Here is a 21,228-nt window from a genome sequence, read left to right as displayed (position 1 = left end):
CCGAGGACTAGCACCATGATGAAAGGTGGCATGGCCGGCCTGATGAAGCAGGCCCAGCAGATGCAGGAAAAAATGCAGAAGATGCAGGAAGAGCTGGCGAACGCCGAAGTGACCGGTCAATCCGGCGCTGGGCTGGTCAGCGTGGTGATGACAGGTCGCCACGACATCAAGCGTGTCAGCCTGGATGACAGCCTGATGCAGGAAGACAAGGAAATCCTTGAAGACCTGATCGCCGCTGCGGTGAACGATGCGGTGCGCAAGGTTGAGCAGAACAGCCAGGACAAGATGTCGGGCATGACTGCCGGCATGCAACTGCCGCCAGGCTTCAAGATGCCTTTCTAATACAGCGCACAGCGTTGCTTGTGCCGCCTTATACAGCCGTCATCGTGTCGAGGCTGGATAAGGCGGCGGCTCACATTGCATCCACGCACAACATTCAGTGATCACCGAGTACCGTCCATGAGCTTCAGCCCGTTGATCCGCCATCTGATCGACTCCCTGCGTATCCTGCCGGGCGTGGGGCAGAAGACTGCTCAGCGTATGGCCTTGCAGATGCTTGAGCGCGACCGCTCTGGCGCGTTGCGTCTGGCTCAAGCGCTGACACGGGCGATGGAGGGTGTTGGCCACTGCAAGCAGTGCCGCAGCCTGAGCGAAGACGAGCTGTGTCAGCTGTGTCTCGACTCGCGGCGTGATGACAGCCTGCTCTGTGTGGTCGAGGGGCCGATGGATGTGTATGCAGTCGAGCACACCGGTTTTCGTGGGCGCTACTTTGTGCTCAAGGGGCACCTGTCGCCGCTTGATGGCCTGGGGCCGGAAGCCATTGGTATTCCCGAGCTGCTGGCACGAATCGCAGCGGGTAATTTCAGTGAAGTGATTCTCGCCACTAATCCCACAGTGGAGGGCGAGGCGACGGCTCACTACATCGCTCAATTGCTGGCAGGCAAGGGCCTGATTGCCTCGCGCATCGCCCATGGCATGCCGTTGGGTGGCGAGCTGGAGTTGGTCGATGGTGGCACTCTGGCGCATTCAATCGCAGGGCGGCGGCCGATTCAGTTATAGCGCACCAGGCCTATTGAGCCGTACGCGGCCTGATCGGCGTTGCACATGGCGTAATCCTCGCCTTGTAAACCAAGCAAGCGCTTGGTAATTTCCCTGAAACCTCAGTGGAAATCCCTCATGTCAGCTTTCCAAGAATATTTTGATGATTCCCACCAACTGGTGCGTGATTCGGTCAGGCGCTTTGTCGAGCGCGAAATTCTGCCGAATATCAACGATTGGGAAGAGGCCGAGGAGTTCCCGCGCGAGCTCTATCTCAAGGCCGGTGCCGCAGGCATCCTCGGTATCGGTTATCCGGAGGCGTGCGGCGGCAGTCATGAGGGCGACGTCTTTGCCAAGGTGGCGGCCAGCGAAGAGCTGATGCGTTCGGGCTCAGGTGGCCTGGTCGCGGGGCTGGGTTCATTGGATATCGGTTTACCGCCGGTGCTGAAATGGGCCAAACCCGAGTTGCGCGAGCGCATCGTTCCGCAGGTGTTGGCGGGCGAGAAGATTATGGCGCTGGCCGTGACCGAGCCGTCTGGCGGCTCCGATGTGGCTAATCTGAAAACCCGCGCGGTACGTGATGGCGATTACTACCGGGTAACAGGCAGCAAGACCTTTATCACCAGTGGCGTGCGTGCAGACTATTACACCGTGGCCGTGCGCACCGGCGGCGATGGATTCGGTGGCGTCAGCCTGCTGTTGATCGAGAAGGGCACGCCAGGCTTCAGTGTGGGTCGCAAGCTGAAGAAAATGGGCTGGTGGGCATCGGATACTGCCGAACTGTTCTTCGACGACTGCAAGGTGCCGGTAGGTAACCTGATCGGTGCGGAGAACATGGGCTTTGCCTGCATCATGGCGAATTTCCAGAGCGAGCGTCTGTCGCTGGCGATCATGGCCAATATGACGGCGCAACTGGCGCTTGAAGAGTCGATGAAATGGGCCAAAGAGCGCGAGGCATTCGGCAAGCCGATCGGCAAGTTCCAGGTGCTCAAGCATCGTCTGGCGGAGATGGCGACTCAGCTGGAGGTGTCGCGCGATTTCACTTATCGCCAGGCGGCGAAGATGGCTGCGGGCAAGAGTGTGATCAAGGAGATTTCGATGGCCAAGAACTTCGCGACCGATATTGCCGATCGCTTGACCTATGACGCCGTGCAGATCATGGGTGGTATGGGCTATATGCGCGAAAGCCTGGTCGAGCGCCTTTACCGTGACAATCGCATTTTGTCGATTGGCGGCGGCTCGCGGGAGATCATGAATGAGATCATCAGCAAGCAGATGGGGTTATAGGCAAGGAATTATTCAACAGTAGAAAAAACAAACCCCGCGAGCGCGGGGTTTGTTTTGGAGCGGAACAGGGGCTTAAGCCACCTGCACCTCTTCAGCTTGCATACCTTTCTGACCGCGAGCGGCCACGTAGGTAACAGTCTGGCCTTCTTTCAGGCTTTTGAAACCGTCGCTTTGGATGGCTTTAAAGTGAACGAAGAGGTCATCGCCGCCGTTAGTCGGGGTAATGAAGCCGAAGCCTTTCTCATCGTTGAACCATTTGACGGTGCCAGTTTCGCGATTTGCCATGGTGTGTCTCTTAAATCGATACGAAGTGCGGTGCCAGAGTGCTCATAGCACCTATGCGGTTTTGCTGATACTACAGGTCAGCTCAACCATAATAGGCCGTTTTCACGGATAGTGTTGGGATTAACGTTAATTATTCATATTTTTATCGTGCAAACAGACGCTAGGCCTCTATTTACCTGGGCTGCAGGGTGGTCAGGTATTAGATGAGCGTGCTGTTTCAGGCGGAGCTGCGCAGGCGGGCCAGGTCGCGCGAGGGTGGAGCACCGAACAGGCGACTGTATTCACGGCTGAACTGCGACGGACTTTCGTAGCCGACGCGGTAGCTGGCCGAGGCAGCCTCCAGGCCCTCGCAGAGCATCAGGCGTCGCGCTTCCTGCAGGCGCAATTGCTTCTGATACTGCAACGGGCTGAGCGCGGTGACTGCCTTGAAGCGGTGGTGCAGGGTGGAGGGGCTGAGATTGACCTCGCGGGCCAGGTCCTCGATGCGCAGCGGTTGATCGAAGTGCTGATTCAGCCATTCGATGGCGCGGGCGATGCGCTGGCCCTGGCTGTCGGCGATGGCAATCTCATGCAGGCGCTGGCCCTGCGGGCTATGCAGCAGGCGGTAGAAAATTTCGCGCAGGGCCAGCGGCGCAAGCATGCCGATGTCGCGCGGCGTATCCAGCAAACGCAGCAGGCGCAGCACGGCATCCAATAGCTGAGCATCCAGGCGGTCCAGGTACAGCGCCCGCCGTGGGCCGGGATTGGGTACGCCGATTGGCCCTATGTCGGCAATCAGGCTGGTGATCTGCGCCGGGTCGATGTCCAGGCGCAGGCTCAGGTAGGGCTGCTCGGGGGTGGCGTCGATCACCTGGCCGGTAACGGGCAAGGTGACCGAAGCCACCAGGTAGTTCAGTGGGTCATAGCTGTACTGTTCGCCACCGAGATGAATGTCCTTGCGGCCCTGGGCAATGATGCACAGGCACGGCCGGTACAGCGTCGGCATGGGCAGGCTGGGCTGGGTTGCGCAGGCCAGGTCGAGACCGGCGATTGCCGTGCCATGCAGGCCTTCGCCCGGGCACAAGCGCTGGATCAGGGCGGCCAGTTCGGCCTGGCGCGGGGCCAGGTTTTCGTCGAGGGCTGAGGGGCTGGCGGGTGATGTCATGAGCAGGGCTCCTGTGGCTGGTTTGCAGACTAGCCCGGTTTTTCAGGCAAGTCTGCGCTGAGCATAAGGCGTTGCAGGATCAGGCAATAATTCCCCAGCAATAGGCAAGATGCCATGTTCTATGGGCTTTAAAGCCGTCAGTGAGTTGCTGGGCGGGTGCGCGCAGTTATTCAAGCCGAATCTACGCATTGCAGGTTTAGGCAATAACTCGGCAGTAATCGACTAACCCAGAACCTGTCATCTGGCGGAATCTGTTGCTGTCGCGGCAGCCCTTGCCGCTTATCAGCAGAGGATTCGGCCATGTTGAATATCCAAGACAAAGTCATTCTGATCACCGGTGCCAGCAGCGGTATTGGCGAGGCCTGCGCGCGCTTGCTGGCCGAGAAGGGCGCGCGGTTGTTGCTCGGCGCGCGGCGTACCGAGCGCCTGGAACAGCTGGTCGGTGAGATCCGCGCGGCCGGTGGCAACGCCGAGTATCGCCGCCTGGACGTGACCAGCCAGGCCGATACCCAGGCGTTTGTCGACGCCGCCCTGGCGCAATACGGCCGTGTCGATGTGCTGATTAACAACGCCGGAGTCATGCCACTGTCGCGCCTCGATGCACTGAAAGTGGATGAGTGGAACCGCATGATCGACGTGAATATCCGCGGCGTTCTGCACGGTATCGCCGCCGCGCTACCGGCGATGCAGCTTCAGCGCAGCGGTCAGTTCGTCAATATCGCCTCCATCGGGGCTTACAGCGTGGTGCCGACCGGTGCGGTGTATTGCGCGACCAAGTACGCCGTGCGCGCCATCTCCGAAGGCTTGCGTCAGGAAGTGGGTGGCGACATCCGCGTGACTCTGGTCTCGCCGGGAGTGGTCGAGTCGGAGTTGGCCGAGAGCATTTCCGATGCGCCGAGCCGTGAGGCGATGAAGGCGTTTCGCAAGGTCGCCATCACCCCGGATGCGATTGCCCGCGCCATCGCCTATGCCGTCGAACAGCCGGCGGATGTCGATGTTAGCGAGCTGATCGTGCGGCCGACCGCCAGCCCTTACTGAGTCTGTGCCACTGGAGAGCATGCCGATGCTAAGCCATACCGCAGTGCTGCACGCCGCCTATGGACGTGCCGAGCAAATGGGGCGGTGCCTGGATGACCTGTGCGAGCCCGTGCAAGCCATGGCCGGTTGTCTGGGCGTCGAGGTGCGGCAACTGCCAGATGATGCGGCGTGCTGGTTGTTGGAGAGCCGCTGGCAATCGGCAGCGGCGTTGCACGCATTCTTCGCCGCGCCGCTGTTGCAACAGATGCTGGATCACGCCTTGCAGCAGGGTTTGCTTAGCCGCCTGCACTGCGAGGCTGCTTGAACGGCAAAACGCCCCGGCGCTGGTGACAGCGGCGGGGCGTTGCAGATGGCGCTGGCAGCTGAGGGTTAGTCGACCAGCGTCAGGGTGACGTCGATATTGCCGCGGGTGGCGTTGGAGTAAGGGCAGACGATGTGCGCGCGGTCGATCAGGATCTGTGCTTGCTCGCGGTCCATACCCGGCAGGCTGATGCGCAATTCGACTTCGATGCCGAAACCGTTGGGGATCGCGCCGATACCCACTACACCTTCAATCGATGCGTCTGCTGGCATCGCCAGCTTGTCGCGGCCAGCGACGAACTTCATCGCACCGATAAAGCAGGCCGAGTAGCCCGCAGCGAACAGCTGCTCCGGGTTGGTGCCCGCACCGCCAGCACCGCCGAGTTCTTTCGGGGTGGTCAAGGCGACGTCGAGCACGCCGTCGGAGGAGATGGCACGGCCATCACGGCCGCCAGTGGCTTCTGCGTAGGCACGGTAAGCAATGGTTTGAATCGACATGGTGGAATCCTCTGAGCTGATTGGGTTGGGTACGCGTTACAGGTGCTGCGGTATCTGTGGTTGATCAGCCAGCGTGGTTGATCAGCCACGCTGGGTACAGGCCCTTGCCGTTCTGTTGCTGCTTCTGGCTGTGGTCCGCCAGTACGGCTGCGGAGAGCGTAATGGCGATGGTGAATGTGATCAGGGTTTGCATAACGGTTCTCCTCAAGTTGCTGGATTGTTCAGTGGGTTAGTGGATTTAATTAGCGCTAAAATGTTGCGCGCTAATCAGTTGCGTGGAGAGAACTCTAGTTCTCATTAATTTAGTGCGCAAGATATATTTTTGAACATTTAGCGATAAGTGCTGCTGTGCTCAGGCATAAGCGAGGAGTGGCGGGCTGTTGCGCGATGTAATCGAGGGCGGCGGCTGGGCGAAATCGTTGAGCGAAGTGTGAAATAACGAGTAGGAAGGGCGCGAGACGGGCGACAGGTCTGTCGCCCAGGTGCTTATACGGCTTGTTGCAGGCTGCTGCGCAAGGCGACCAGCTCAGCTTTCAGGGCGCCGAGTTCCGCGGTGGATTGCTGGCTGGCTGCGAGAATGCAGCTGGGGATGGATTTGGCCTGTTCATACAGGCTGCGGCCCTTATCGGTGAGGAACAGCTCAACCACACGTTCGTCGACACTGCTGCGGGTGCGCTTGAGCAGGCCTTCGGCTTCCAGGCGTTTGAGCAGTGGGGTGACGGAACCGGGGTCGGTCAGCAGGCGACTGCTGATATCGCCCACGGTGATGCCATCGCCTTCCCAGAGCACCATCATCGCCAGGTACTGCGGGTAGGTCAGGCCCAGCTCCTGCAGCAGCGGCTTGTAGACCTTGGTCAGCAGCAGCGAAGTCGAATACAGGGCAAAGCACAGCTGGTTATCGAGCAGCAGTTCGGCGCAAGGGTCTTGCGTGTTCATGGCGTTCTCCAGCGCTCCAGGACAATTGCCGACAATTTATCGCGCTAACTACTGTTATGCCAATTGAATGCACTCGGTATTCATCCCGCGCAGACAAGTGCCAGGCATAAAAAATGGCCGGGAGCCATTTTTAACGTCGCATAGCGACGGCCCGCAGGGTGGCTGCCAGGGATGGCAGGCATAAAAAAGCCCCAGACACCTTGCGGCGCTGGGGCTTGAGCGGTTGCCGCTTACTCCACGGCAGCCTGGGCTTTCTTGCTCGAACCTTTCGGCGCAAAACGAGCGGCCAGGCGCATGGATGCAGTCACCAGGCGCTGATAGAACGCCGGCAGCAGGCGCTGCATGCCATCCAGGGCGTAGGCGTCCGGGCCGATCAGGATGCGTCGCTTGTTCGCCAGCGTGCCGTTGATGATCACCTGGGCGGCTTTTTCCGGTGTGGTGCGCAGCAACTGGTCGTTGAACTGCTGACGCGCCTTGTCGGCATCCTGGCCGGTAACACTGCTCAGGCTGGCGTTCATCCGCGCGGTCTTGGCGATATTGGTCCTGATTCCGCCAGGGTGCACGCAGCTGGCCGACACGCCGCAATCGGCCATGTCCAGTTCCTGACGCAGTGATTCGGTAAAGCCGCGCACGGCGAATTTGCTGGCGTTGTAGGCGCTCATGCCCGGCTGGGCGAACAGGCCGAACACACTGGAGACGTTGACGATATGGCCGCTGCCGGAGGCTTTGATATGCGGCAGGAAAGCCTTGGTGCCGTTGACCACGCCCCAGAAGTTGATATTCATGATCCACTCGTAGTCGGCGTAGTCGTTGCCTTCCACGGTGCCGCCCTGGGCCACGCCGGCGTTGTTGAAGATCGCGTTGACCCGGCCGAATTCGGCCACTACCTGATCCGCCCAGGCATGCACGGCTTCACGGTCGGCGACGTTGACCAGGGTTTCACTGACCTTGACCCCAAGCTTGCGCGCCTGGGCAGCGGTTTCCGCCAGGCCTTCAGCATTCACATCGGAGAGCGCCAGCTGGCAACCCTGACGAGCCAGGCCGAAAGCCAGGGCGCGGCCAATGCCTGAACCGGCGCCAGTGATGGCGGCTACCTTGTTTTCAAACGACTTCATGCGCTGGCCTCCTGGGCAGTCAACTGGATAGCGCTGTTCTGCGCCGGGTGTGCCGCGTGTTTACGGCTGAAATGATAGGCCGCTGGGTCAAAGTTGCGCGTCAGCAGGCGGAAGCGCCAGGTAAAGCCCGGCCATACCGTGCAGTTGCGGCCACTGACCGGATGCAGGTACCAGCTGGTGCAGCCGCCGGCATTCCACACGGTGTTGTCCAGGCTGCCTTGCAACTTGCCGTTGAATTTGTCCTGCACCGCCTGCTTGACCTCCAGGCTTTGCAGCGCTTGCTCGCCAACCAGTTTGAGCGCGCCCAGCACGTAATGGATCTGCGACTCGATCATATAAACCATCGAGTTGTGGCCCAGACCGGTGTTCGGCCCCATCAGGAAAAACAGGTTGGGGAAGCCGGCGGTTAGCGTGCCTTTGTAGGCCTGCGGGCCTTCAGGCCAGGTGTCGAGCAGGTCGACGCCACCACGGCCGAACACCACACCGCGTGGCAGCGGGTCGCTTGGGGTGAAGCCGGTGCCGAAGATGATCGCGTCGATCTCACGCTCTTTGCCGTCCACGGTGCGGATGCTGCCGCTGCGGATTTCGGCGATGCCATCGGTGATCAGGTCGACGTTGGGCTGAGTCAGCGCCGGGAAGTAGTCATTGGAGATCAGCACGCGCTTGCAGCCCATCAGGTAATCCGGGGTGACCTTGGCGCGCAGCACCGGGTCCTTGATCTGCTTGTTGATGTACCACTTGCCGACTTTCTGGGCGATGGTCATCACTTTGGGCAGCATGGCAAAACCAATCACCCGGCTTTCCAGCAGGGCGTAGATGGTGCCGCGCCAGAGCTTTTGCAGCAGCGGGAAGCGCTTGAAGCGGTTGCGCTCGCGCTCGCTGATGGCGCGGTCGGGCTTGGGCATGATCCACGGTGCGGTGCGCTGGTACAGATCGAGTTGGCTGACCTGTTTCTGGATCTGCGGCACGAACTGGATCGAAGACGCGCCGGTGCCGATCACCGCGATGCGTTTGCCGGTGAGGTCATAGCTGTGATCCCACTGCTGCGAGTGGAAGATCTTGCCGGTGAAGTCTTCCAGGCCATTGAGCGCGGGAATTGACGGCGTCGACAGCGCGCCCATGCCGGACACCACAAATTGCGCGGTGTAGTGGTTGCCGGCGCTGTCACTGATGCGCCAGAACTCTTCTTGCTCGTCCCACGCCAGGCGGGTGATTTCGGTGTTCAGTTGGGTGTGGTTCTGCAGGCGGTACTTGCTCCAGCAGCCTTCCAGATAGCCCTGGATTTCCGGCTGCTTGGCGAACATGCGCGTCCAATTGGGGTTCTGCTCGAAAGAGAACGAATACAGGTGTGATTGCACGTCACAGCCGCAGCCCGGGTAGTTGTTGACCCGCCAAGTGCCGCCGACGCCGGCTTCTTTTTCGAACAATAGGAAGTCATGTTCGCCGGCCTGCTTCAGGCGGATGGCCATGCCCAGGCCGGAGAAGCCCGTGCCGATAATGGCGACCTTGCAGTGGCGGGTGGCAGAAGGGGGTGAGACGGGTGCATTCATGGCCAAGCTCCTGTTATGTTTATTGCTGGCGTATACAGCTGTATACCAAGGTAGACAAGTGTATACTCGCCAGCAAGCACCATTCTCACAAGCCAACTTTTAGGTAGGGTTCGTCATGCAGGCAGACGCCAGCGAGCAGCAGCCAGCCGCAGAAAAAGCCACCGAGGCCCCCGGCAAGACCCTGTTACTGGAGGCCGCGTTACGTCTCACCTCAACCAGCCGCAGCCTGAGCAATCTCGGCCTGCGTGAGTTGGCGCGTGAAGCCGGGCTGAACCCCAATACCTTCTATAGGCACTTCAAGGATGTGGATGACCTGGGCCTGACGGTGATCCGGCAAATCTCCACCCAGCTGCGCCAACCGCTGCGCGACCTGCGCCGTGAAGCCGCCGAGCGCGCCGTGCAGTCGCCTCAGGCAAGCTCTCCGATGCTATTTGGCATCGATCTGCAGCGCAGCCGGCGGGTGTGCCATGAAACCGTGCAGCTGTTCTTCGATTTCGTCGCACAGAACTCCGAGGCCTTTATCATCGGCGTGCGCGAACTGCATGGCGCATCTGCCGTGCTGCGCGCTGCCTTGCAGGAGGTGATGGATGAGTTCGGCGCAGACATGGCCGAGGACATCATTGCCTTCAAACTGCTGCCGGAGATGGTCAACCCGGCGGTGGTGCTGCAGGTGTCCAACCTGATCAGTCGCAACCTGTTCCAGCTGTCGCTGGACTATATCGGCCAACCCGAGCGGCAAGCGGCAATCTGCGCTCTGGCCGAAGAGCAGATCGTTATGCTGTTTACCGGGGCCAGCGTGCTGCAGGGCTTGGGGCAGCTCAAGTTGCCGGTTGCATAGCGCTTAAATCGCCAATAAAAAACCCGGCCGAGGCCGGGTTTTTTATGACTGGGCTGCAATCAGTTGTTAAAGCCCAGGCGCTGACGCCAGCGCTGTTCCAGCGCCTTGCTGTCGTGGTCGAAGGGGTGGAAGCCGGGGCGGTAGTAGTCCAGGTACGGCAGGATCAGTTTGGTCAGGAAGCCGTTGCGTGGACCGAACAGGGTTTTCAGGCCTTTGCCCCAGCTGCGCCAGTTGAACAGTTGGCCGTCCTTGCGCAGCAAGTGCAGCTGGAACCAGCCGATCACGCCGAAGAAGATCACGGTGGAAATCGCCATCATGCCGACGCGGGTGAAGTAGCCGCCGTAGACCTGCTGGTACACGTCGTAGCAGACCGCCTTGTGTTCGTTTTCCTCAATCGCGTGCCACATCCACAGCTGATAAAGCTTGGGGTCGTTCATCTGGGTGGTCAGGTCTTCGCGTTGCAGCAGCTGCTCGGCCATGGTCGCGGTGAAGTGCTCCAGGGCGCAGGTGGCGGCCAGACGCTGCTTCTTGGTGGTGATCCGGGTTACCCATTCCAGCAGCACCTTGATCCGCAGTTCGAGAATTTCCAGGTCGATATCGTGCTCGGCGGCGTAGTCGTTATAGGCCGCGTGCTCCTTGGAATGCATGGCTTCCTGACCGATAAAGGCACTGATGTCCTTCTTTAGCTGCGGCTCAGTCACCTGCTCGCGCACGGCGCGCACACTGTCGACGAAGAACTTTTCGCCATAGGGAAACAGCGACGACAGGTTGTTCATGAAGTGGCTCATAAAGGGGTCGCCGGCAAACCAGAACTTCTGGCCTTCGGTGAAGCTGAAGTCCATGCGGCGTACGGGAAAGCTGGCGGTTGGGCTACTGGTTTTGGCTGTCATAAGGGCGACTCCTCGGCATATTGATCGCGTTCGCGACCGCTCTTGTTATGGGGCTTGGGACGACAGGCTGGGCTGTCTTGGGCCGTGATTTATCTTTAGCCGAGGGCGTTTTCGGCGCGAGGTCATTCCTGGCCAGGGCGGCCGGAATTGGGCCAACTTATGGATAGTTGTCAGACAGTTTGCACCAGGCAGAAACGCAACCGCCCGCAGGTCGCGGGCGGTTTGCCAAGCCAGCGCGGTTACTGGTCGGTGAGGGCGAAGGTGGTCAGGGCGAAGGTCGGGATGCCACTGTCTTGCAGCTTCTGCGAGCCGCCCAGTTCGGGCAGGTCGATGATCGCGGCGGCTTCGATGATGCTCGCGCCCATGCGCCGTACCAGTTGCGCGGCGGCCAGCAGGGTGCCGCCGGTGGCGATCAGGTCATCGAAAATCAGTACCTTGTCGCCTTCGCAGAGGCTGTCGGCGTGCACTTCCAGTTTGGCTTCGCCGTACTCGGTCTGGTAGCTCTCGCTGAGCACGTCGGCGGGCAGTTTGCCTTGCTTGCGGAACAGGATCAGCGGCTTGTTCAGTTCGTAAGCGATGATCGAACCGATCAGAAAGCCGCGCGCGTCCATGGCGCCGATATGGCTGAAGTCAGCCTCGACATAGCGCTGGATAAAACTGTCGGCGACCATGCGTAGGGCACGTGGCGACTGAAACAGCGGGGTGATATCGCGAAAGATCACCCCCGGCTTGGGGAAGTCCACCACCGGGCGGATCAGGGTCTTGATGCTGAATTCGTCGAAGATCATCGGTTAGGTCCTGCGCTGAGCGGGTCGGTCAGCCCTCAAGGTTGCCACCGGCCAGGGCGCACAGCTCGATCGGGTCGAGAATGTGCACTTCCTTGCCTTCGGCTTCGAGCAGCTTGTTCTGTTGGAAGCGGGTAAATACCCGCGACACGGTCTCCACCGCAAGGCCCAAATAGTTACCAATTTCGTTGCGCGACATGGCCAGGCGGAACTGGTTGGCGGAGAAGCCGCGGGCGCGGAAGCGGGCCGACAGGTTGACCAGGAAGGTGGCGATGCGTTCATCGGCGGTTTTCTTCGACAGCAGCAGCATCATTTGCTGATCGTCGCGAATCTCCCGGCTCATGACGCGCATCAGCTGGCGACGCAGTTGCGGCAGCTGGACGGACAGCTCATCCAGACGCTCGAACGGGATCTCGCACACCGAGGTGGTTTCCAAGGCCATGGCCGATACCGGGTAGCTCTCGCTGTCCATGCCGGACAGGCCGACCAGCTCGCTGGGCAGGTGGAAGCCGGTGATCTGTTCGTCGCCGGCATCGCTCAGGCTGAAGGTTTTCAGCGCGCCAGAGCGTACGGCGAAGACCGAGTTGAAGGTGTCGCCCTGGCGAAACAGGAATTCGCCTTTTTTCAATGGGCGGCCGCGTTTGACGATATCGTCGAGCGCGTCCATGTCTTCCAGGTTCAGGGACAGCGGCAGGCACAAACTCGCCAGGCTGCAATCCTTGCAATGGGCTTGGTGTGGGGCATGCAACTTGATGCTTTCGGACATCGCTGGCGATCCTGGCTAAACACACAATAGTCGTAAGGTTACAGCAGGGCGCAGGGCAGGGCCACTAAGACTCAAGTCTGATCGAATGTTCAGGTTTTATCTCGTGCGGCCGATAAAGCAGGCGGCATTTAATTATCTGCAAGGAGCACGCGTATGCGTCTGGAATCGACCCACTTGAGCACCCGCATGAACGTTGCGCTGGAGCGCAAGAACGCGGCGGCCGAAGGTGTTGTAGAAAGCAGCGAGGGCGATCAGCAGGCGCTGCGCGACAGCCTACGGGTGAGCCTGTCGGAGCTGGGCCAGGCGCGCTCCGCCGCTGCGCAGAAGAATCGCGACATTGATGAGAGCAGCCTGCCGGACGTGGTCAAGGATCTGCTCAAGCGAATCCGCGAGTTGAAAGAGCAGATCGAGGCGAAGAAAGCCGAACTGGAAGAGGTCATGCAGGATCAGAGCCTCGACCCTGAGACCAAGCGCATGAAAATCGAAGCGTTGCAGGGTGAACTGGCCTCGCTGCAGGGCGCGCTGAGCGGCGCCAACGCGACGCTGCTCAAGGCCATGGGTGAGCAGAACCTGAGCGATCAGCAGATGCAGGAAGTGGCCAGCCTGATCATAAAATAACCCCTGCCTACTAAATCACTCGGGAAAAACGCTGCCTGCTCAGCTCATTCAGGTAGCGATCAAACAGCATGCACAGCGATCGCACCAGCAGTCGTCCCGCTGGCCGCACTTCGATGCCCTGGGCGGTCAATTCAATCAGCCCGTCAGTGGCCATCTGCTGCAGCTGCGGCCAGATATCGGCAAAGTAACTGCGAAAATCGATGGCATACGCCTGTTCGATATCGGCAAAGCGCAGCTGGAAATGGCAGATCAGCTGCTGGATAACGGCTCGGCGCAAGCGGTCGTCGGGGTCACAGTGCAGGCCGCGCAGGGTGGCCAGTTCGCTATGGTCGAGGCTGTCCTGGTATTTGCTCAGGTCGCTGTTGTTCTGGCAGTAGAGGTCACCGATCTGGCTGATCGACGACACCCCCAGACCGATCAGGTCGCAGTGGCCGTGGGTCGTGTAGCCCTGAAAGTTGCGTTGCAGGCTGCCATCCTCCTGGGCGCTGGCCAGCTCGTCGTCGGGCAGGGCGAAATGGTCCATGCCGATATAGCGGTAACCAGCGGCGCTCAGTTGCTCGATGCTGGCTTGCAGCATGGCCAGCTTGTCGCCTGGGCTAGGCAGGTCGCTGGTGTTGATCCGCCGCTGCGGCATAAAGCGCTCCGGCAGGTGGGCGTAGTTGAACAGCGACAGGCGGTCCGGTTGCAGGGCAATCACTTCGGCGACGGTGCGGGCGAAGCGCTCCGGAGTTTGCAGCGGCAGGCCGTAGATCAGGTCGATATTCACCGAACGGAACTGCAAGGTGCGCGCGGCTTCGACAATGGCGCGGGTTTCTTCCAGGGTCTGCAGGCGATTCACCGCCCGTTGCACGGCCGGGTCGAGGTCCTGAACGCCCAGGCTGACGCGGTTGAAACCCAGCTCGCGGAGCAGGCCCATGGTCGACCAATCGGCTTCGCGCGGGTCGATCTCGATGCTGTAGTCGCCGCTGTCGTCATCCAGCAGGTTGAAGTGTTGGCGCAGGTGGCCCATCAGGTGGCGCAGCTCATCGTGGCTGAGAAAGGTCGGCGTGCCACCGCCAAAGTGCAGCTGCTCGACCTTCTGCTGCGGGTCGAGATGACGGCCGATGATCTCGATTTCGCGTTCGAGTTTTTCCAGATAGGGCTGGGCGCGGCCGCGATCCTTGGTGATCACCTTGTTGCAGGCGCAGTAGTAACAAATGTGCGCGCAGAACGGGATGTGCACATACAGCGACAGTGGCCGCAGGGCTTTGCGGCTGTCGCGCAGGGCATGCAGCAGGTCGAACTGGCTGACGCGCTCATGGAACTGCACGGCGGTCGGGTAGGAGGTGTAGCGCGGGCCGGCCTGGTCGTAGCGGCGGATCAGAGTGCTGTCCCACTGGATGGCATTGAGCATGCGGGTATTCCCGGTTTGGCTATCAATGCCGGGAAGTCTAAGAGCGGCGCGCCTGGGGTGTTTTGACCTGTATCAAGCGGTTGGTTAGCGCTTAGTGGCCCATCAGCCAGTGCTGGTGCGGGCCGGGCAGGGTCCAAAGGCCGAAGAGGATTACCAGAATGCCGCCGGCCATACGCACGCCCTGTTTGCGCAGCAGTGCAGTCAGGCGTTCGGCGGCCAGGCCGGTGGCCAGCAGCACCGGCAGGGTGCCGAGGCCAAAGGCAAACATCAGCGCGGCGCTGTCGACGGCATTGCCTTGGCTGGCGGCCCACAACAGGGTGCTGTAGACCAGGCCACAGGGCAGCCAGCCCCATAGGCTGCCCAGTACCAACGCGCGCGGCAGGCTGGTGACCGGCATAAAGCGCCGGGTCAGCGGCTGGATATGCCGCCATAGGCCACGGCCTAGCGCCTCGATACGGGTCAGGCCGCTCCACCAACCGGCCAGGTACAGGCCCATGGCAATCAGTAACAGCGCCGCGACAATGCGCAGGCCCATCACCAGCGGACTATTGGCCAGCGCCCAGCCCGCCAGACCCAGCAGCAGACCGGCCAGGCTGTAACTGCAGATGCGCCCCAGGTTATAGGCCAGCAGCAGCTGAAAGCGCTGTGCGCGTCGCTCGGCTGGAATGGCCAGGGTCAGCGCGCCCATCAGCCCGCCGCACATACCCAGGCAATGGCCGCCACCGAGCAAGCCGAGAATCAGCGCCGAAACCAGCAGCGGCAGCAGCTCAAGCATCGGGCTTGTCCTGCTGAGAGTCTTTGGGTTGGTCTTGTTGCTGCGCCTGGTTTACGGCCGCGGTGTGCTTGGGGTCTTCGTCGTCGAATAGGATGCTATGGGCCGGGCCGTCGAGGTCATCGTACTGGCCGCTGTCCACCGCCCAGAAGAACAGCCAGATGGCAAAAGCCACCAGGGCAATGGCGACCGGGATCAGGATATAGAGCGCGGGCATAGAATCTCCGGATTCGGGCGAGACGTAGGGTGGATGTCGCTTTTTACATCCACCATGGCGGCGCTGTGGTGGATCGGTGAAACGTGATCCACCCTAGGTGCGTGTCAGTCGCAGGGCATTTAGTACGACCAATAGCGAGCTGACTGACATACCCAGCGCGGCCCAGATCGGGGTGATCCAGCCGATGGCGGCGAAGGGCAGCACCAAGCCATTGTACAGACTGGCCCAGCTCAGGTTCTCGATGATGATGCGCCGAGTTCGTTGCGCCATATGTAGCGCCTGCACCAGGCTGCTCAGGCGGTTGGACAGCAGCACCGCATCGGCGCTGGTTTTCGCCAGGTCGGTGGCGCTGCCCATGGCCACGCTGATATCCGCGCCGGCCAGCACCGGTACATCGTTGACCCCATCGCCAAGCATCAGCACCCGCCGGCCCTGGTTGTGCAAGTCCTGCAGCACGGCGAGCTTGGCGTCCGGGGTTAGGCCGCCACGGGCATCGTTGATGCCGAGTTGACGCGCCACTTCCTGAACCATCGGCGAGCTATCGCCGGACAGCAGCATGATCTGCCAGTTACGCGCACGCGCCGTCTCGATCAGCTGCGGCGCGTCGTCGCGCACGCGGTCAGTCAACACGAACCAGGCCAGTGGGCCCTGGGCGTCGCCGAGCAGCAGCCACTGGCCGTGTTCGCCGGCAATGGCTGGCGCGGGTTGGCCGCTGAGTGCGCAGACGAAATCGGCCTGGCCGATGCGCAGCAAACGGCTGCCAACCTGGCCCTGCAAGCCCAGCCCCGGATAACTGTCGACCTGGCTGGCAGCCTCACTGGCCTGGCCAAAGGCGCGGGCAATCGGGTGTTCCGAGCGGTTCTCCAGCGCTGCGGCCAGGGCCAGGCAGGCATCGCTGTCCAGTTCGCGCAGTGGGTGGATCGCGCTCAAGGTCAGGCGGCCTTCGGTGAGAGTGCCGGTCTTGTCGAGAATCAGTGTGTCGATCTGGTTAAGCCCTTCCAGTACATGGCCGCGAGTCAGCAGCATGCCCAGTTTGTGCAAGGAGCCGGTGGCGGCGGTCAGCGCAGTGGGGGTGGCCAGGGCCAGGGCGCAGGGGCAGGTGGCGACCAGTAGAGCGAGGACAATCCAGAAGGCGCGCGAGGGGTCGAGTTGCCACCAGATCAGGCCGACCACGGCGGCGGCCAGCAGCACGATCAACAGGAACCACTGCGCAACTCGGTCGGCTAATACCGCCAGGCGCGGTTTGTCGCTCTGCGCACGCTCAAGCAGGCGGACGATGGCGGACAGGCGGGTGGCATCGCCCAGCGCTTGCACTTCGACGGTCAGCGGCCCTTCGACGTTGAGCGTGCCGGCGGTGACGTGATCACCGACGCCGCGCGCTTGTGGCAGGTATTCGCCGGTCAGCAGCGCTTCATCGATGCTCGACTGGCCTTGCAGGATGCAGCCGTCTGCCGGCAGCAATGCGCCGGGCGGTATCAGCAGCTGATCGCCGAGCTGCAGCTCGCTGAGCAGAATGCGCTGGCTCTGGCCGTCGGCATCCAGGCGCAGGCAGGAGGCGGGCAGCAGCTTGACCAGCTGCGCGGTAGCGGCGGCCGTGCGTTCGCGGGCGCGGCGTTCCAGGTAGCGCCCAGCGAGCAGGAACAGGGCGAACATGCCCACCGCATCGAAATACAGCTCGCCCTGGCCGGTGATGGTTGACCAGATGCCGGCGACGTAGGCCCCGCCGATGGCCAGGGATACCGATACATCCATGGTCAGGTGGCGGGTGCGCAGGTCACGCAAGGCGCCGCGAAAGAACTGGCCGCAGCAGTAGAAGACAATCGGGGTGGTGAGAAACAGGCTGGTCCAGCGCAGGATTTTGTCCAGCTCGGGCGACAGGTCGACGTTGAATTCCGGCCAGGTGGCCATCGTCGCCATCATTACCTGCATCCACAGCAGGCCGGCCACGCCCAGTTCGCGCATGGCGCGACGGTTCTCGCGTTGCAGCTGGTCGGCGGCGGCATCGGTCTGCCAGGGGTGCGCGGCATAACCAATCTTGCGCAGCGCCTTGAGCACATCGCTAAGCGGGATCTGGCTGTCGGCCCAGCGCAACTGCAAGCGGTGATTGGACAGGTTGAGCGTGGCCTCGGTGATGCCGGGCAGGCTGCGCAAGTGTTTCTCGATCAGCCAGCCGCAGGCGGCGCAGCTGATGCCTTCGATCAGCAGGCAGGTCTGGCTCAGCTCGCCTTGGTGTTCGACAAAGGGTTGCTGTACGTCGCTGCGGTCGTACAGCGCCAGCTCATCGGGCAGGGCTTGCGGCAGGCTGCGCGGGTTGGCTGCAGTTTCGCTGCGGTGGCTGTAGTAGTGCTGCAAGCCACCGGCGACTATCGCCTCGGCCACCGCCTGGCAGCCCGGACAGCACATCTCGCGGGGCTCGCCCAGGATGTGCGCGTGGAAACGGCTGCCGTTAGGTACCGGCAGGCCACAGTGGTAGCAGGGCGTTGGGCTGGCCATCAGGGTGCTTGCTGCGCGTCCCCGAGACGAATGACGCTGCCGTTCTGCACGTTCTCTTCCTCGAACAGGCGCCAGTCTTTGCCGCCTTCCTGGCCGATCAGCTCGATAAAGCGGCGGCCTTGCACGGCGTCGATCATCTGCCCGCTGTAGCTGCCGTCAGCTTGCGGTTGCAGGATCACTCGGCGGTCGCGCTCCGGCTGGGTCGGCGAGATCAGGTTGAGTTGCAGCTGTTGCGGGCGGCTATAGCCTTCAAGTTGCAGGTGGGCCACGCCGGTTTCCTCGTTGAGTTCGAGGGTGGCGTGCAGCTTCAGGCGCACGGCATGGTTTTCCCGCTCCAGCGACTGGTTGATGCCTTTGCCGACGTCGTAGTAGTCATCGGAAATCAGCCCCGGTGGGTTCTGCGTGGCGATGGTCAGCAGGGCCAGGCCTTGCGCCACCGAGTAAGCCAGCAGGCCGATCAGGAACCAGGGCCAGAACTGCTTGTACCAGGGCTTGATAACGGCGGCGTTCTTTTCAGCTAAGGGCTCGGTCATAGTCATCTCTAATCAGCGTACGCTGGGGCCGATAAAGCGGCTGTCAGCGGCGGTTTTGATACTGGGGTCATCTACTGCGTGCAGGCGGAAGATGATTTCGTTGGCGCTCGAGGGCAGTTTTTCCGGCTCGATCGACAGTTCTATAGGCAGCGACAGCACTTCGCCGGCCAGTGCTGTGATTTCGCGTTTGCCTTCGTAAACCAGGCCGTCGAGGCCGTCGGCTTCGATCAGGTAAGTGACCTCGTGCTGGGCCTTGTTCATGATCTTCAGGGTGTAGACGTTCTCGATCCGGCCTTCTTCGTTCTCCCGGTAGAGCACGCGGTCCTTGAGCACATCCAGCTCCACCAGCGAGCGGCTGGAGATGGCCCAGGCGAACACGCAGAACATCGCCAGCAGGGCGACGGCGTAGCCAATCAGGCGTGGCCGCAGCAGCTGGGTTTTCTGCCCGGAGAGGTTATGTTCGGTGGTGTAGCTGATCAGCCCTTTCGGGTAGTTCATCTTGTCCATGATGCTGTCGCAGGCATCGATACAGGCCGCGCAGCCAATGCACTCAACTTGCAGGCCGTCGCGGATGTCGATACCAGTCGGGCAGACCTGTACGCACATCTTGCAGTCGATGCAGTCGCCCAGGCCCTCGGCCTGGTAATCGGCCTCACGCTTGCGCGGGCCGCGGTGTTCGCCACGGCGCGGGTCGTAGGAAACGATTAGGGTGTCCTGGTCGAACATCACACTCTGGAAGCGCGCGTAAGGGCACATGTAGATACACACCTGCTCGCGCAGATAGCCGGCGTTGCCGTAGGTGGCGAGGGTGAAGAAACCGACCCAGAACAGCGCCCAGCCGCCGGCCTCGAGGGTGAACAGGTCAGGAATCAGCTGGCGAATCGGGGTGAAATAGCCGACGAAGGTGATGGCGGTGAGCAGCGATACGCCGACCCAGATGCCATGTTTGGCCAGCTTGCGCAGGAATTTCTGCGCGGTCATCGGTGCCTTATCGAGCTTCATGCGCTGGTTGCGGTCACCCTCGGTGACCTTCTCAGCCCACATGAAGACCCAGGTGAACACGCTTTGCGGGCAGGTGTAGCCGCACCAGACGCGACCGGCGAACACGGTGATAAAGAACAGGCCGAAGGCGGCAATGATCAGCAAGGCTGAGAGCAGGACGAAGTCCTGCGGCCAGTAACTGGCGGCGAAGATATGGAACTTGCGCTCCGGCAGATCCCACCAGACGGCCTGACGGCCATTCCAGTTCAACCATACGGTGCCGAAGTACAGCAGGAAGAGGGCAGCACCACCGAGCATCCGCAGGTTGCGGAAGATGCCGGTGAAGGCGCGGGTATAGATTTTTTCGCGGTTGGCGTACAGGTCAACAACTTCGACCTTGGCCGGGGCAGGGGTGACGTCTTTGACTGGAATCTGTGTACTCATCAGTTCGTACCACGGCGGTTGATTGGCTGCCTCGGTCGATACGTGCCGGCCGGGGTCATACGGGCTCTTGCGCTATGGTACGCCTGACAATTGCCGAGCAGGTGCGACTCGCGGTCGCGCCTGTTCGGCAGGAGAATCACTTCTCGATTTTTGCTTGCGACAGGCTGTACACGTAAGCCGCGAGCAGATGCACTTTATCGTTGCCCAGGAAGTCTTGCTGAGCAGGCATCTTGCCGTTGCGGCCGTAGCGCAGAGTTTGTTGCACCTGAGCGAAGCTGGAACCATACAACCAGGTCTTGTCCGTCAGGTTCGGCGCGCCCATGGCCTGTTGGCCCTTGGCGTCAGCACCGTGACAGACTGAACAATTGGTCGCGAAGATGTTTTGACCTGCGGCAAGGTCTACCTCGATACCTTCCGGGGTTTTCAGCCCGGACAGGCTGCGCACATAGCCGGCGACGTTGCGGATACCGTCTTCACCAATGCTGTCCTTCCAGGCTGGCATTGCCGCCTGACGACCGCCCATGATGGTGGTTTTGATGGTTTCCGGCTCGCCCCCATACAGCCAGTCGTTGTCGGTCAGGTTGGGGAAACCATACGCGCCCTTGGCGTCGGAGCCGTGGCAGACCGAGCAGTTAGAGGCAAACAGGCGGCCGCCCATTTTCAACGCTTGCTCGTCCTGGGCCACTTGCTCGATCGGCATGGCCGCATATTTGGCGAAGATCGGGCCGTACTGGCCTTCAGCCTTGGCCATTTCCTTTTCCCACTGGTGCACGCCGTTCCAACCGGCGTTGCGCTCGCCATCGGCGATTTGCACGCTGGTGGCGAAGGGGGTCTTGGCATCGCTGTCGAGGTAGTCGTAGCCCGGCAGCAGGCCCTTCCAGTTACCCAGGCCCGGGTAGAGCACCAGGTAGCCGAGGGCGAAGATGATGGTGCCGACAAACAGCATGAACCACCACTTGGGCAGCGGGTTGTCGAACTCGGCGATGCCGTCGAACTCATGCCCGACGGTTTCCTCGGTGGTTTCTTCGCGCTGGCCCTTGCGGGTGCCGAAGATCAGCCAAGTCAGGGCGAAGATGGTGCCCAGAGATAGGATGGTTACGTACCAACTCCAGAACGTGGTCATTGGTTATTGCTCCTGGAAGATTGCTCGTCACGCTCGTTGGGTTTGGGATCGTCGGCGAAGGGCAGGTTGGCGGCCTCGTCGAAGCTCGATTTGCGCTTGCTGCTATAGGCCCAGAGCACCACGCCAATAAAGGCGATGAACACCACTGCTGTGCCTATGCCGCGAATAGTCCCGATATCCACAG

25 protein-coding genes are annotated in these 21,228 nt (G+C 61.3%); 7 read left to right on the top strand and 18 right to left on the bottom strand.

Going from position 1 to position 21,228, the window contains the following annotated elements:
• Positions 1 to 15 precede the first annotated feature (15 nt).
• The 3 genes from WBK23_RS13965 to WBK23_RS13955 all read left to right on the top strand — a co-directional run bounded on the left by WBK23_RS13965 (position 16) and on the right by WBK23_RS13955 (position 2,325).
• The gene (locus WBK23_RS13965; RefSeq protein WP_424484535.1) at positions 16 to 342 is read left to right on the top strand and encodes a YbaB/EbfC family nucleoid-associated protein; all 327 of its coding nucleotides are present in this window, start codon (positions 16 to 18) and stop codon (positions 340 to 342) included.
• A 117-nt stretch (positions 343 to 459) separates the two neighbouring features.
• Positions 460 to 1,059, top strand: a complete 600-nt coding sequence (recR, locus tag WBK23_RS13960) for a recombination mediator RecR (protein WP_424484534.1) — start codon at positions 460 to 462, stop codon at positions 1,057 to 1,059.
• A gap of 117 nt (positions 1,060 to 1,176) precedes the next feature.
• A complete protein-coding gene (locus WBK23_RS13955) occupies positions 1,177 to 2,325 on the top strand; it encodes an acyl-CoA dehydrogenase family protein (protein ID WP_424484533.1) in 1,149 nt (382 codons plus the stop codon).
• Between the two features lie 72 nt (positions 2,326 to 2,397).
• On the opposite strand, the gene WBK23_RS13950 is transcribed toward WBK23_RS13955, so the two are convergent.
• Positions 2,398 to 2,610, bottom strand: a complete 213-nt coding sequence (locus tag WBK23_RS13950; protein ID WP_069516724.1) for a cold-shock protein — start codon at positions 2,608 to 2,610, stop codon at positions 2,398 to 2,400.
• A gap of 217 nt (positions 2,611 to 2,827) precedes the next feature.
• Complete coding sequence (locus WBK23_RS13945) at positions 2,828 to 3,754, bottom strand: AraC family transcriptional regulator N-terminal domain-containing protein (protein WP_424484532.1); 927 nt, start codon at positions 3,752 to 3,754, stop codon at positions 2,828 to 2,830.
• A 300-nt stretch (positions 3,755 to 4,054) separates the two neighbouring features.
• Between WBK23_RS13945 and WBK23_RS13940 the strand changes: the two genes are divergently transcribed.
• On the top strand, positions 4,055 to 4,792 hold the full coding sequence (locus tag WBK23_RS13940) for an SDR family oxidoreductase (protein WP_424484531.1): 738 nt from the start codon (positions 4,055 to 4,057) through the stop codon (positions 4,790 to 4,792).
• Positions 4,793 to 4,817: 25 nt separating this feature from the next.
• On the top strand, positions 4,818 to 5,096 hold the full coding sequence (locus tag WBK23_RS13935; RefSeq protein WP_424484530.1) for an antibiotic biosynthesis monooxygenase: 279 nt from the start codon (positions 4,818 to 4,820) through the stop codon (positions 5,094 to 5,096).
• A gap of 65 nt (positions 5,097 to 5,161) precedes the next feature.
• Here the strand turns inward: WBK23_RS13935 and WBK23_RS13930 are convergent, their stop codons facing one another.
• The 5 genes from WBK23_RS13930 to WBK23_RS13910 form a co-directional block, all read right to left on the bottom strand.
• On the bottom strand, positions 5,162 to 5,590 hold the full coding sequence (locus WBK23_RS13930; RefSeq protein WP_424484529.1) for an organic hydroperoxide resistance protein: 429 nt from the start codon (positions 5,588 to 5,590) through the stop codon (positions 5,162 to 5,164).
• A gap of 64 nt (positions 5,591 to 5,654) precedes the next feature.
• Positions 5,655 to 5,783, bottom strand: a complete 129-nt coding sequence (locus WBK23_RS13925; protein ID WP_424484528.1) for a hypothetical protein — start codon at positions 5,781 to 5,783, stop codon at positions 5,655 to 5,657.
• Positions 5,784 to 6,076: 293 nt separating this feature from the next.
• Positions 6,077 to 6,526, bottom strand: coding sequence for a MarR family winged helix-turn-helix transcriptional regulator (locus tag WBK23_RS13920; protein WP_424484527.1), 450 nt, complete (start codon positions 6,524 to 6,526; stop codon positions 6,077 to 6,079).
• Between the two features lie 230 nt (positions 6,527 to 6,756).
• Entirely contained in the window at positions 6,757 to 7,641 is an 885-nt protein-coding gene (locus tag WBK23_RS13915) for an SDR family NAD(P)-dependent oxidoreductase (protein WP_424484526.1), read from the bottom strand.
• A complete protein-coding gene (locus tag WBK23_RS13910) occupies positions 7,638 to 9,191 on the bottom strand; it encodes a flavin-containing monooxygenase (protein WP_424484525.1) in 1,554 nt (517 codons plus the stop codon). Before WBK23_RS13910 ends, WBK23_RS13915 begins: the two co-directional genes overlap by 4 nt.
• 115 nt (positions 9,192 to 9,306) lie before the next feature.
• Between WBK23_RS13910 and WBK23_RS13905 the strand changes: the two genes are divergently transcribed.
• Entirely contained in the window at positions 9,307 to 10,029 is a 723-nt protein-coding gene (locus WBK23_RS13905) for a TetR family transcriptional regulator (protein ID WP_424484524.1), read from the top strand.
• A 59-nt stretch (positions 10,030 to 10,088) separates the two neighbouring features.
• On the opposite strand, the gene WBK23_RS13900 is transcribed toward WBK23_RS13905, so the two are convergent.
• The 3 genes from WBK23_RS13900 to fnr form a co-directional block, all read right to left on the bottom strand.
• A complete protein-coding gene (locus WBK23_RS13900; protein ID WP_424484523.1) occupies positions 10,089 to 10,919 on the bottom strand; it encodes a metal-dependent hydrolase in 831 nt (276 codons plus the stop codon).
• A gap of 239 nt (positions 10,920 to 11,158) precedes the next feature.
• Complete coding sequence (locus WBK23_RS13895; protein WP_424484522.1) at positions 11,159 to 11,707, bottom strand: adenine phosphoribosyltransferase; 549 nt, start codon at positions 11,705 to 11,707, stop codon at positions 11,159 to 11,161.
• A gap of 28 nt (positions 11,708 to 11,735) precedes the next feature.
• Entirely contained in the window at positions 11,736 to 12,470 is a 735-nt protein-coding gene (gene fnr, locus WBK23_RS13890) for a fumarate/nitrate reduction transcriptional regulator Fnr (protein WP_424484521.1), read from the bottom strand.
• A gap of 153 nt (positions 12,471 to 12,623) precedes the next feature.
• On the opposite strand from fnr, the gene WBK23_RS13885 reads away from it, so the two are divergent.
• The gene (locus tag WBK23_RS13885; protein ID WP_424484520.1) at positions 12,624 to 13,088 is read left to right on the top strand and encodes a DUF1931 family protein; all 465 of its coding nucleotides are present in this window, start codon (positions 12,624 to 12,626) and stop codon (positions 13,086 to 13,088) included.
• A gap of 10 nt (positions 13,089 to 13,098) precedes the next feature.
• On the opposite strand, the gene hemN is transcribed toward WBK23_RS13885, so the two are convergent.
• From hemN to WBK23_RS13845, 8 genes are all read right to left on the bottom strand, one after another.
• Positions 13,099 to 14,481: an oxygen-independent coproporphyrinogen III oxidase gene (gene hemN / locus WBK23_RS13880; RefSeq protein ID WP_424484519.1), complete on the bottom strand. Its 1,383-nt coding sequence runs from the start codon at positions 14,479 to 14,481 to the stop codon at positions 13,099 to 13,101.
• Positions 14,482 to 14,572: 91 nt separating this feature from the next.
• Positions 14,573 to 15,256: a sulfite exporter TauE/SafE family protein gene (locus WBK23_RS13875; protein ID WP_424484518.1), complete on the bottom strand. Its 684-nt coding sequence runs from the start codon at positions 15,254 to 15,256 to the stop codon at positions 14,573 to 14,575.
• Complete coding sequence (ccoS, locus tag WBK23_RS13870; protein ID WP_424484517.1) at positions 15,249 to 15,470, bottom strand: cbb3-type cytochrome oxidase assembly protein CcoS; 222 nt, start codon at positions 15,468 to 15,470, stop codon at positions 15,249 to 15,251. The genes WBK23_RS13875 and ccoS overlap by 8 nt, the downstream gene beginning before the upstream one ends.
• Before the next feature lie 93 nt (positions 15,471 to 15,563).
• Positions 15,564 to 17,963 carry a heavy metal translocating P-type ATPase gene (locus WBK23_RS13865; protein WP_424484516.1) on the bottom strand — a complete coding sequence of 800 codons (2,400 nt, stop codon included), beginning with the start codon at positions 17,961 to 17,963 and terminating at the stop codon, positions 15,564 to 15,566.
• Positions 17,963 to 18,496 carry a FixH family protein gene (locus tag WBK23_RS13860; protein WP_424484515.1) on the bottom strand — a complete coding sequence of 178 codons (534 nt, stop codon included), beginning with the start codon at positions 18,494 to 18,496 and terminating at the stop codon, positions 17,963 to 17,965. The genes WBK23_RS13865 and WBK23_RS13860 overlap by 1 nt, the downstream gene beginning before the upstream one ends.
• A gap of 12 nt (positions 18,497 to 18,508) precedes the next feature.
• Positions 18,509 to 19,921 (bottom strand): cytochrome c oxidase accessory protein CcoG, encoded by a 1,413-nt coding sequence (gene ccoG / locus WBK23_RS13855; RefSeq protein WP_424484514.1) that lies wholly within the window; start codon positions 19,919 to 19,921, stop codon positions 18,509 to 18,511.
• A gap of 136 nt (positions 19,922 to 20,057) precedes the next feature.
• On the bottom strand, positions 20,058 to 21,044 hold the full coding sequence (ccoP, locus tag WBK23_RS13850) for a cytochrome-c oxidase, cbb3-type subunit III (RefSeq protein ID WP_424484513.1): 987 nt from the start codon (positions 21,042 to 21,044) through the stop codon (positions 20,058 to 20,060).
• Complete coding sequence (locus WBK23_RS13845; protein ID WP_090256143.1) at positions 21,041 to 21,226, bottom strand: cbb3-type cytochrome oxidase subunit 3; 186 nt, start codon at positions 21,224 to 21,226, stop codon at positions 21,041 to 21,043. The genes ccoP and WBK23_RS13845 overlap by 4 nt, the downstream gene beginning before the upstream one ends.
• Positions 21,227 to 21,228: the final 2 nt, after the last annotated feature.

The organism is Pseudomonas sp., from assembly GCF_049653025.1.
GTDB lineage: Bacteria > Pseudomonadota > Gammaproteobacteria > Pseudomonadales > Pseudomonadaceae > Aquipseudomonas.
The sequence above is the reverse complement of the archived record's forward strand: the minus strand, read 5'-3'. Positions and strand labels throughout refer to the sequence as shown.

Excerpts from the sequence above, each read along its gene's own strand:
- WBK23_RS13945 (WP_424484532.1), bottom strand. The coding sequence starts at position 3,754 with ATGACATCACCCGCCAGCCCCTCAGCCCTCGACGAAAACCTGGCCCCG.
- ccoS (WP_424484517.1), bottom strand. The coding sequence starts at position 15,470 with ATGCCCGCGCTCTATATCCTGATCCCGGTCGCCATTGCCCTGGTGGCT.
- WBK23_RS13910 (WP_424484525.1), bottom strand. The coding sequence starts at position 9,191 with ATGAATGCACCCGTCTCACCCCCTTCTGCCACCCGCCACTGCAAGGTC.
- fnr (WP_424484521.1), bottom strand. The coding sequence starts at position 12,470 with ATGTCCGAAAGCATCAAGTTGCATGCCCCACACCAAGCCCATTGCAAG.
- WBK23_RS13865 (WP_424484516.1), bottom strand. The coding sequence starts at position 17,963 with ATGGCCAGCCCAACGCCCTGCTACCACTGTGGCCTGCCGGTACCTAAC.
- WBK23_RS13965 (WP_424484535.1), top strand. The coding sequence starts at position 16 with ATGATGAAAGGTGGCATGGCCGGCCTGATGAAGCAGGCCCAGCAGATG.
- WBK23_RS13875 (WP_424484518.1), bottom strand. The coding sequence starts at position 15,256 with ATGCTTGAGCTGCTGCCGCTGCTGGTTTCGGCGCTGATTCTCGGCTTG.
- ccoG (WP_424484514.1), bottom strand. The coding sequence starts at position 19,921 with ATGAGTACACAGATTCCAGTCAAAGACGTCACCCCTGCCCCGGCCAAG.
- WBK23_RS13955 (WP_424484533.1), top strand. The coding sequence starts at position 1,177 with ATGTCAGCTTTCCAAGAATATTTTGATGATTCCCACCAACTGGTGCGT.
- hemN (WP_424484519.1), bottom strand. The coding sequence starts at position 14,481 with ATGCTCAATGCCATCCAGTGGGACAGCACTCTGATCCGCCGCTACGAC.
- WBK23_RS13920 (WP_424484527.1), bottom strand. The coding sequence starts at position 6,526 with ATGAACACGCAAGACCCTTGCGCCGAACTGCTGCTCGATAACCAGCTG.
- WBK23_RS13900 (WP_424484523.1), bottom strand. The coding sequence starts at position 10,919 with ATGACAGCCAAAACCAGTAGCCCAACCGCCAGCTTTCCCGTACGCCGC.
- ccoP (WP_424484513.1), bottom strand. The coding sequence starts at position 21,044 with ATGACCACGTTCTGGAGTTGGTACGTAACCATCCTATCTCTGGGCACC.
- WBK23_RS13860 (WP_424484515.1), bottom strand. The coding sequence starts at position 18,496 with ATGACCGAGCCCTTAGCTGAAAAGAACGCCGCCGTTATCAAGCCCTGG.
- WBK23_RS13950 (WP_069516724.1), bottom strand. The coding sequence starts at position 2,610 with ATGGCAAATCGCGAAACTGGCACCGTCAAATGGTTCAACGATGAGAAA.
- WBK23_RS13885 (WP_424484520.1), top strand. The coding sequence starts at position 12,624 with ATGCGTCTGGAATCGACCCACTTGAGCACCCGCATGAACGTTGCGCTG.
- WBK23_RS13940 (WP_424484531.1), top strand. The coding sequence starts at position 4,055 with ATGTTGAATATCCAAGACAAAGTCATTCTGATCACCGGTGCCAGCAGC.
- WBK23_RS13905 (WP_424484524.1), top strand. The coding sequence starts at position 9,307 with ATGCAGGCAGACGCCAGCGAGCAGCAGCCAGCCGCAGAAAAAGCCACC.
- WBK23_RS13935 (WP_424484530.1), top strand. The coding sequence starts at position 4,818 with ATGCTAAGCCATACCGCAGTGCTGCACGCCGCCTATGGACGTGCCGAG.
- WBK23_RS13895 (WP_424484522.1), bottom strand. The coding sequence starts at position 11,707 with ATGATCTTCGACGAATTCAGCATCAAGACCCTGATCCGCCCGGTGGTG.
- WBK23_RS13915 (WP_424484526.1), bottom strand. The coding sequence starts at position 7,641 with ATGAAGTCGTTTGAAAACAAGGTAGCCGCCATCACTGGCGCCGGTTCA.
- WBK23_RS13930 (WP_424484529.1), bottom strand. The coding sequence starts at position 5,590 with ATGTCGATTCAAACCATTGCTTACCGTGCCTACGCAGAAGCCACTGGC.
- recR (WP_424484534.1), top strand. The coding sequence starts at position 460 with ATGAGCTTCAGCCCGTTGATCCGCCATCTGATCGACTCCCTGCGTATC.
- WBK23_RS13925 (WP_424484528.1), bottom strand. The coding sequence starts at position 5,783 with ATGCAAACCCTGATCACATTCACCATCGCCATTACGCTCTCCGCAGCC.